The 353-nt window shown below is 59.2% G+C and carries 1 pseudogene; it reads left to right on the top strand.

Annotation, left to right across the window (positions count from 1 at the left end):
• Positions 1 to 4: 4 nt before the first annotated feature.
• Positions 5 to 353 (top strand): annotated as a pseudogene (locus FCK22_RS18075) (IS66 family transposase); the annotation flags it as partial.

Below are 353 nucleotides of genomic sequence, written 5' to 3'. Positions count from 1 at the left end.
AACGATCACAGCGCTTCAGGATATTACCCAACGCCAACAGCATCTGATCGCTGAACTGAACCATGCCCTGCATGGCAAAAGGTCGGAAAAGCTGCCCGAGGATGAGCGGCAGCTGGCGTTCGAGGACCTATCCATCGCACTGGCCGAGGTCGAGGTGCAGAAGGAACATTTGGCTGCCAAGGCAGGTGAGAAAACGGCAACCAGGCCTGCGCCAAAGCGCACCATCGGCAATCTCCCGGCTGCACTGCCGCGCATCGAAGAGGTTATCGAACCCGACAGCCTGATCTGCCCTTGTGGCTGTGGTGTCATGCACAAGATCGGCGAAGACCGCAGCGAGCGGCTGGACATCGTGC

The sequence above is a fragment of the Sulfitobacter sp. 15WGC genome, assembly GCF_005068605.1.
Lineage (GTDB): Bacteria > Pseudomonadota > Alphaproteobacteria > Rhodobacterales > Rhodobacteraceae > Sulfitobacter > Sulfitobacter faviae.
Note: the sequence above shows the minus strand (reverse complement) of the source record. Positions and strands in the feature narration are given on the sequence as shown.